The organism is Laedolimicola intestinihominis, assembly GCF_040096155.1.
Taxonomy (GTDB): Bacteria; Bacillota; Clostridia; order Lachnospirales; family Lachnospiraceae; genus Laedolimicola; species Laedolimicola intestinihominis.
Map to the genome: position 1 here is coordinate 1 of NZ_JBBMFE010000027.1, position 7907 is coordinate 7907.

Annotated in this window: 8 protein-coding genes; all 8 read right to left on the reverse strand. The window is 52.3% G+C overall.

Going from position 1 to position 7907, the window contains the following annotated elements:
- Positions 1 to 143 precede the first annotated feature (143 nt).
- The gene (locus tag WMO29_RS16450) at positions 144 to 719 is read right to left on the reverse strand and encodes a CvpA family protein (RefSeq protein ID WP_349165530.1); all 576 of its coding nucleotides are present in this window, start codon (positions 717 to 719) and stop codon (positions 144 to 146) included.
- Positions 720 to 798: 79 nt separating this feature from the next.
- Complete coding sequence (locus WMO29_RS16455; protein WP_349165531.1) at positions 799 to 2022, reverse strand: DUF5711 family protein; 1224 nt, start codon at positions 2020 to 2022, stop codon at positions 799 to 801.
- A gap of 92 nt (positions 2023 to 2114) precedes the next feature.
- Positions 2115 to 3374 (reverse strand): LysM peptidoglycan-binding domain-containing protein, encoded by a 1260-nt coding sequence (locus tag WMO29_RS16460; RefSeq protein ID WP_349165532.1) that lies wholly within the window; start codon positions 3372 to 3374, stop codon positions 2115 to 2117.
- A 257-nt stretch (positions 3375 to 3631) separates the two neighbouring features.
- Positions 3632 to 4573 (reverse strand): transketolase family protein, encoded by a 942-nt coding sequence (locus WMO29_RS16465; RefSeq protein ID WP_178040168.1) that lies wholly within the window; start codon positions 4571 to 4573, stop codon positions 3632 to 3634.
- Complete coding sequence (locus tag WMO29_RS16470) at positions 4561 to 5397, reverse strand: transketolase (protein WP_158365291.1); 837 nt, start codon at positions 5395 to 5397, stop codon at positions 4561 to 4563. Before WMO29_RS16470 ends, WMO29_RS16465 begins: the two co-directional genes overlap by 13 nt.
- Before the next feature lie 187 nt (positions 5398 to 5584).
- A complete protein-coding gene (gene recR / locus WMO29_RS16475; protein WP_178040167.1) occupies positions 5585 to 6181 on the reverse strand; it encodes a recombination mediator RecR in 597 nt (198 codons plus the stop codon).
- Positions 6181 to 6531 carry a YbaB/EbfC family nucleoid-associated protein gene (locus tag WMO29_RS16480; RefSeq protein WP_178040166.1) on the reverse strand — a complete coding sequence of 117 codons (351 nt, stop codon included), beginning with the start codon at positions 6529 to 6531 and terminating at the stop codon, positions 6181 to 6183. Before WMO29_RS16480 ends, recR begins: the two co-directional genes overlap by 1 nt.
- 13 nt (positions 6532 to 6544) lie before the next feature.
- Positions 6545 to 7907: DNA polymerase III subunit gamma/tau (dnaX, locus tag WMO29_RS16485; protein ID WP_349165534.1), on the reverse strand; the 1363-nt coding region annotated here is incomplete at its 5' end.

The window sequence follows — 7907 nt, forward strand, 5'->3', positions numbered from 1 at the left end:
TCGCGACAGCTTCTATACTTTATCACGGGTGCAAGAGAATGTCAACACCTTTTTTTTAAATTTTTAATATTTTTTCTACAGAAGGTACAATTCCCGGCTCCACAGATGAAAAAAGCCTGTTTTTCCTTGATTTTAAGCCATTTTTACAAGCTCAGCCAATTCAGGAGCAGATTGTTGCGGTAGAGCCAGGACAGGATACTGCTCTGGGCAGTCATTTTTAGGAGCTGGCCGCCGACACTGGTGGACGCACATACGGTGATGACCACAAAGAATATCCAGACCAGCACCACGCCCTCCGCGAAGCCCAGGAGCAGACCGGCAGTTTTGTTGAGGCCGTGGAGGATCGGCAGGTGGGACACAATGCCAAGGGAGAATACGATACCGCGGATCAGAACGCCTGCCAGAAGCAGTGCAATCAGGAAGGCGGCCCAGCGCAGGATCTCGTCTGCCAGATAACCGCTTACCGCATTTTCCATACCGAGAACGCGAAGCGCGTCAAGTAATTCCATGTCGCTTCCTTCTATGCTATTCTGAAGGAAGCCGTACAGACCGGTGCTTTCTTTCAGGAAGACATGAAGATAGGGCGATACCACCGAGGTGATAATCAGGGTCAGCGCCAGGCTCAGCACGCCTACGATTTTGCGAATGAAGCCTTTGTGGTGTCCGTCCCATGCGGATAATATGATAAATAAGCCTACTGCGGGCAGTAACCAGTTCATAATATTTCTCCTTTGTTATGATAGCAGAGCGCCCCGGCATCTGTTTTTGCCGAGGCTCTTTTACTTTTCTTTATGACTATTACCGTAAGCGGATGGTTTCCGTCCGGTCTGAGAATACCAGGACGAATTTATTCCGTCCATTTCCCTTATATAGATCCGCAATGACGCTGTCGAAAGAGCCCTTGTATTTCAGGACACCCTTTTCGCTGTAGATCTCGCATTCATTTTCATTATATAAAATCAGATATTTGCCAGACAGTTTTACCTGACTGTATTCCAGGTCCGTCTTCCGGAACAGGATCTGTCTGCCAGAGGCATCGTAGAGATCCACCTGATATCTGCCGGTTTCCTCTTCCGCCTCCTCAATAGTATCGTCGCCCAGCGTAACGATGCCGATACGACCGTCCCCCCAGAAAATACTTTCTATTTTAGAATCCACAGTGACTGTATTTTTCTCCTCCGGAATCTCCGCGCCTTCATAATAGATGATACTCTGATCGGAAATGGCCGCGCAGGTGGATTTGCCGATGTATTTGACCCGGGGGATGACCGTGTCCGCGTACACCTTGGAAGAAACGATTTTGTCCACAAAGTTGCTTCCTACGGAACCGAAGTTGTAAAATACCACGCAGCTGGCCGCCGCTCCCTCCTGTACCTGCAGATAGGACACCGCCAGCTTGGCTCCGTCCGGGGAAATGCCGATGGAAATGGGCTGGCCGGTCTCATCGAGACTGCAGCGGGATTCTGCCAGCTTGTTGCCTTCTTTATCATAGAGATAAATCCAGGATACAGTGCTGTCGTTCAGTAAAATAGCTGTTACGCCCTGGGCGGAGACGCTGATCTGCTGGATCGGAAGCAGGGTGCTGATCTCGGTGACCGCGCCCTGAGCGTCAAAGACGTATACGGTGTTGCCCTGTTGATCCGCTACGGCGACCGCGCTCTGGCAGATATCCACCATGGGATTCTGCATGTTGTAGGTCTGGCTCCAGATGGCTTCGTTATTGGAACCGATGCAGGAAATGCCATCCCTGCTGTATTTCAGAAGCTTGCCATTGTATTCTGTATACAAAGTATTTACGGTGCTGCTATGTTCCACTGTCGCTGCGGTCTCATAGGTGGTGTAGGTCTTGTTCCGAGACCAGACGTTGAACACCAGGCAGCCGCACAATACGACGACGGCTCCAATCAGGTATTTCGCGCTTTTTCCTGCCCGATGCCGAAGCAGTTTTTTCTTATAATCCTTGGAATCGCTGTCCTGCTCCTGGTAGGGCGGCGTATCATAAAGCTTTGTTATATTGGCCATGGGCTGTTATCCTTTGCAATCCTGTGACTGTCCGGCGCTTTCTCCGGCATTCCGGGCTATGTCTCTTTTTATGCTATGATAGCACAGATCCATTAGGGAAGCAAAAGTTTTTGTCCCTCCAGTATCCGGTCACTGTCCTCGATACCGTTCAGGCTGCAGATGGCATCGATTTCATCGTCGCGTCCATAAATCTGGCGACTGATTTTCAGGAGGGTATCGCCCTTGCGGACGGTGTAGCTCTCCGGGGTGGAGGTGACTGCTTCTGACGTGGCAGGCGCGGCTGCTGTGTCATCCGCTGATTCTGCCTGGGTATTGCCCTGCTCCTGGGAATCCGCTGCATTATCTGCCTCCTCTGTAGCTTCTGCCAAGTCTGCTGAATCCGCCTGTTCCGGCGCAGCCGTTTTCCCGTCTGACTCCGCGTCCTCCACCGTTGTTCCGACCCGATTTTCCTCAGCCGCAGTTCCATCCTGAGCCGTCCCGTCTTCAGCCTGTCCCAGATCCGCATAGGCCGCTTTCAGCTCCGTGTCCTGCTGCTCCAGCGAATCCGTCAGTTCCCGCAGGGCTGTCTCCAGTCCGGTCATTTTCTCATAATTATTGATGAGAGTAATTCCGATAACCAGCACCACCATCACCAGAAAGGTACTGGCCATATACAGGAAGGTCATGACCCGCTTCTGGCCGGATGCCTCCCTTTTCTCCTGCACGATGGTCCGAAAGCTCTTGATGGCCCGATCCTCAAAGTGTTCTTTTTCGTCGATGCTTTCGCCATCCCCTGTCTCAATCATGTAGCGCTGCATGGCTTCGTTGCGCTCATAGAATATCGTATAGCCACGCTGACGCGTCAGTTTTCCATTTTCATAGGCAAAGAAATCTGCTGCCTCGTCCGAAGAGTCCGACACCAGCAGCACCTTGTCCACACCGCCGAAATAATTCACATGAATTTTCAGAAGCTCCGGACCAAGCTCCATGGGATAGCCGGGCAGGGAAAGATACCAGCCCAGGATGTCCAGATCCGCGAAGTACTCCTTCATGGCTCCGTACACTTCCGCCCAGATCTCATCGGTGAAGGGAATGCCGTTTTCTGTGTACTCCAGCTTCTTCAGGCCCACAGCGCCCCGGATGAACAGATAGGGAAGCCCGTCCATCTGCTCGGTATGGCCAAGCAGTATCGCTACCCGGCTGTTCAGCGTCTCCTCTCCCGCCAGCCGCCGCAGATAGGTAATCACATAATCTTCTATATATATTTTACGTCTGTCCTCCGGATCGCCTATCTGGCGCACATTTTTCGGCAGCTCAATTTTCCGCTCCGGCCCCGTTTCTTTCGCATTTTCTCTGTAAACGAACTCAATCATACACTCACCTCATTACCGCTGTTTTCTCATGAATTTGAGCATCCCGGACCGCCCCGGGGGTAATTGCCCGCTCATTTTCTGCATGGTAACACAGACCGGGCGCGAGGTGTGGCGGATGGTGTCGAGGGATTCGGAATTTTTTTCGACAGTCTGGAAATAGAATCCCGCCTGTATATCAGGTGATTTCCTGTTTGTACAAAAAGGCAGACGTCCTCTTCGAACGCCTGCCTCTGTAAACTTACACTATTACTTTTTCCTTATTTCAGCCAGTCTTTGATCTGCTCGTATACGCCAGCGCCATCCAGCTTGTACTTCTCAAGCAGCTTTACTGCCGGGCCGGACTCGCCGAATACGTCATATACACCGATCTTCTTTACCGGAGTCGGAAGCTTCTCACTAAGTACGTCGCAAACAGCGCTGCCAAGGCCGCCGATCACAGAATGCTCTTCTGCGGTTACTACCTTGCCGGTCTTCTTCGCGGACTTCAGGATGATCTCCTCGTCCAGCGGCTTGATGGTGTGGATATTGATTACCTCTGCGGAAATGCCCTCTGCAGCCAGCTTCTCAGCTGCTTCCAGAGCGCTGTTTACACACAGACCTGTCGCCACGATAGTCAGATCGGTACCCTCTCTTAACAGGATGCCCTTTCCGATCTCAAACTTATAGTTTGCTTCATCATTGAATACCGGAACTGCCAGTCTGCCAAAGCGCAGGTATACCGGTCCCTCGTACTCAGCTGCTGCCTTTACAGCTGCTCTTGCTTCTACGTCGTCTGCCGGGTTCAGGACAACCATGCCCGGAATTGTACGCATCAGAGCGATATCCTCGTTGCACTGATGGGTAGCTCCATCCTCACCTACGGAAATTCCTGCATGAGTAGCGGCAATCTTCACATTCAGATGTGGATATCCTACGGAATTACGAACCTGCTCGAACGCACGGCCGGCAGCGAACATTGCGAAGGTGCTGCAGAACGGGATCTTGCCTGTAGTAGCAAGACCTGCTGCGATACCTACCATATTGCCCTCTGCGATACCGCAGTCGAAGAAGCGATCCGGATATGCTTTCTTAAATACGCCTGTCTTGGTTGCGCCGGCAAGGTCAGCATCCAGTACCAGAACGTTCGGATTCTCAGCGCCAAGCTCCTTCAGCGCGTTGCCATAGCTTTCTCTTGTTGCGACCTTCTTTACTTCTGACATAATGCTTCACCTACCTTCTCCAAATCTGCCATTGCGATTGCATACTGCTCATCGTTCGGAGCAGAACCATGCCATCCTGCGTTGTTCTCCATGAAGGAAACACCCTTGCCCTTTACTGTCTTCATAATGATAGCTGTGGGCTGACCCTTGATGGTCTTTGCTTCGTTCAGAGCCATACGGATCTCATCGAAGTTGTGACCGTCAATGTTGATTACATGGAAGTTGAACGCTTTGAATTTATCATCGATGGGATACGGGGAGTTTACCTCGCCGATAGGTCCGTCAATCTGAAGATTGTTGTTATCTACGATGACGCACAGGTTGTCCAGATGCTTCGCGCCTGCGAACATGGAAGCCTCCCATACCTGACCCTCCTGGATCTCGCCGTCACCCAGCAGTGTGTATACACGATAGCTGTCGCCGGATACCTTTGCGGAAAGTGCCATGCCGACTGCTGCGGAGATTCCCTGTCCCAGAGATCCGCTGGACATATCAAGACCCGGCGTGTGCTGCATACAGGGATGTCCCTGAAGATGTGAGCCTACGTGTCTTAAGGTAACCAAATCCTCCTTCGGGAAAAATCCTCTCTCAGCAAGAACGGAATACAGACCCGGAGCTGTGTGACCCTTAGAAAGTACGAAACGGTCTCTGTCTGCCTTCTTCGGATCCTTCGGATCGATGTTCATCTCTTCAAAATACAGATATGTAAACATGTCTGCTGCTGACAGAGATCCGCCCGGATGTCCGGACTTTGCGCTGTGAACGGCAGTAACGATATCCTTGCGGACTTCATTCGCCGTCTTCTGGAGTTCTAAATTCGTCATGTTTGTCCCACCTTTTATAAAATATTGTAAAATAAAATCTGCTTCTTATAGTATACCGAGACTTTCAGAGTCGGTCAAGCTGTTCTTTGTGAATTCCTGTCGTTTTCTGTCCGTTTTCATTGCTATTCCGCTCCTTCACAGCAACACGCTTCGCGGAACAGCATCCTGTAAATAGCAATCGGCTTTCCTACAGTTCTACCCGCCCCTCCAGCGCCCGGAGCAGTGTCACCTCATCGATATATTCCAGATCTCCGCCCACCGGTACGCCGCTGGCAATCCGGCTGACCTTAATTCCGGTCGGTTTGATCAGCTTACTGATATACATGGCCGTCGTCTCCCCCTCCAGGCTGGAGTTGGTGGCGATGATGACCTCTTCCACATCTCCCTGCAGTCTGGTCATCAGCTCCTTGAGACGGATATCTGCCGGGCCGATTCCAAGCATTGGGGAAATGGCTCCGTGGAGCACATGATAGACGCCGTCGTATTTGCCGGTCTTCTCGTAGGCGGCCAGATCCCGGGTATTCTCCACCACCATGATGACCTTATGGTTCCGCTTGGGGTTCGCGCAAATGGGGCAGAGCTCCTGATCCGTCATGGTAAAGCATTCTTTACAATAACGGACATTTTTCTTGGCATTGATGATGGAATCAGACAGTGCCTGTACCTTCTCCAGAGGCATATTTACGATGTGGAATGCCAGCCGCTGGGCCGTCTTGCCGCCGATGCCGGGCAGACTTGAAAGCTGCTCGATTAATTTACTGATTTGGCTGCTGTAATAATCCATTAGAACGGAAAGCCTCCGCCGAGACCGCCGGTCAGACCGGACATCATGGACGCGGAATCCTCTTCCTGCTGACGCAGTACCTGGTTGACCGCGATCTGGATCATTTCCTCCAGGGTCTCTACGTCCTCGGGATCGATCGCGTCCGGATCGATGGTTACTTTTGTGATCTCTTTCTTACCGGTCATCTTGACCTCGACTGCTCCGCCGCCTGCTGCCGCGGTGTACTCCTTCTCGTCCAGAGCCTTCTGGTTCTCCTCCATCTGGCGCTGCATCTTCTGAGCCTGCTTCATCAGGTTGTTCATATTGCCGGGCATGCCCATGCCTCCCGGAAATCCACCTCTTTTTGCCATTTTTTACTCCTCCTTATTCGTCTTCAAATTCTATTTCTGTATGAATGACCTGTTCGATGTCAATCGCTCCCACTTCCGCGTGGGGGTCATTTTCCATACAGGCTACCAGAATCTCCATGTCCTTTCCGGTATCCTGTAAGATCACATTTTTGATCTCCTGAATGTGACGGGTCTCCTTCAGAAAAGCCTCGCCGGTAGGCGTCGCCGCTATAATGCCAAGCTTCCCGTCGCCAACGGCCTTCAGCTGCGCGTCCTTCAGATAAGTCCGCAAAAGCGGGTGCAGACGGTTCAGCACGTTATGCCAGTTCTTTACCACGTTCTGCACGTCCTCGGGCAGGGACCTGGGCGCCGGAGCCGCGGGCGCAGGCTTCTTTGGCTCTGCCTGGGCGCTTGCGGGCGCTCCATTTTGCCGGCCGCCCCCATAGGAAATAGCTCCGTTTTCCAGCTCTTCCATTTTCGCCTCGAATTCTTCCTCCAGCACGCGGATGCGGTCCAGAAGCACGTCTGTGTTCGTCTCCATGGCGGGACGGCACAGCTTGATAAAGGCCACCTCCACCAGTACCCGCTTCTGGGACGCATAGCGGATCTGTCCGCCCAGCTCCGAGAAAATACGGATATAGCGCATCAGGGTGTCGTCCTCGATCTGCAGAGCCTCCTCTTTCAGGCGGGCCAGGTTCTCGGTGGACACATCCAGAATATCTTCCATATTATCATTGCTTTTCAGAAGCAACAGATTCCTGAGATACCAGGTAAAGTCGGTCACAAACTGTCCCAGCTCCCGGCCCTGGATCACCAGCTCCTCAATCTCCGCCATGACGCCGGGCAAATTCCGTTCCAGCGTCATTCGCAGAAGCTTGCTGTAAACTTCGGTATCCACCGCTCCCAATACGTCCAGCACATGATCATAGGTCAGCTTCTGGTTCAGATAAAAAGCAATGCACTGATCCAGAAGGCTTAAGGCGTCTCGCATGGAGCCGTCGGCCGCCTTGGCGATGTAGCGCAGGGCTTTCTCCTCGGTCTCCACGCCCTCTTTCTCCGTCAGCTCCTGAAGTCTCGCAGTGATAGTGTCCGCCGTGATGCGCCGGAAATCATACCGCTGACACCGGGACAGGATGGTCACCGGAATCTTGTGGGCCTCGGTGGTCGCCAAAATGAAGATAACGTAAGAGGGCGGCTCTTCCAGGGTCTTTAAGAGGGCGTTAAAGGCTCCGATGGAGAGCATATGCACCTCGTCGATGATATAGACCTTGTATTTACCCTCGGTGGGCGAATAAGCCACCTCGTCCCGGATCTCACGGATGTTGTCCACGCCGTTGTTGGAGGCTGCGTCGATTTCTATCACATTCATGGAAGTGCCTGCCGCTATAGAGCGGCAG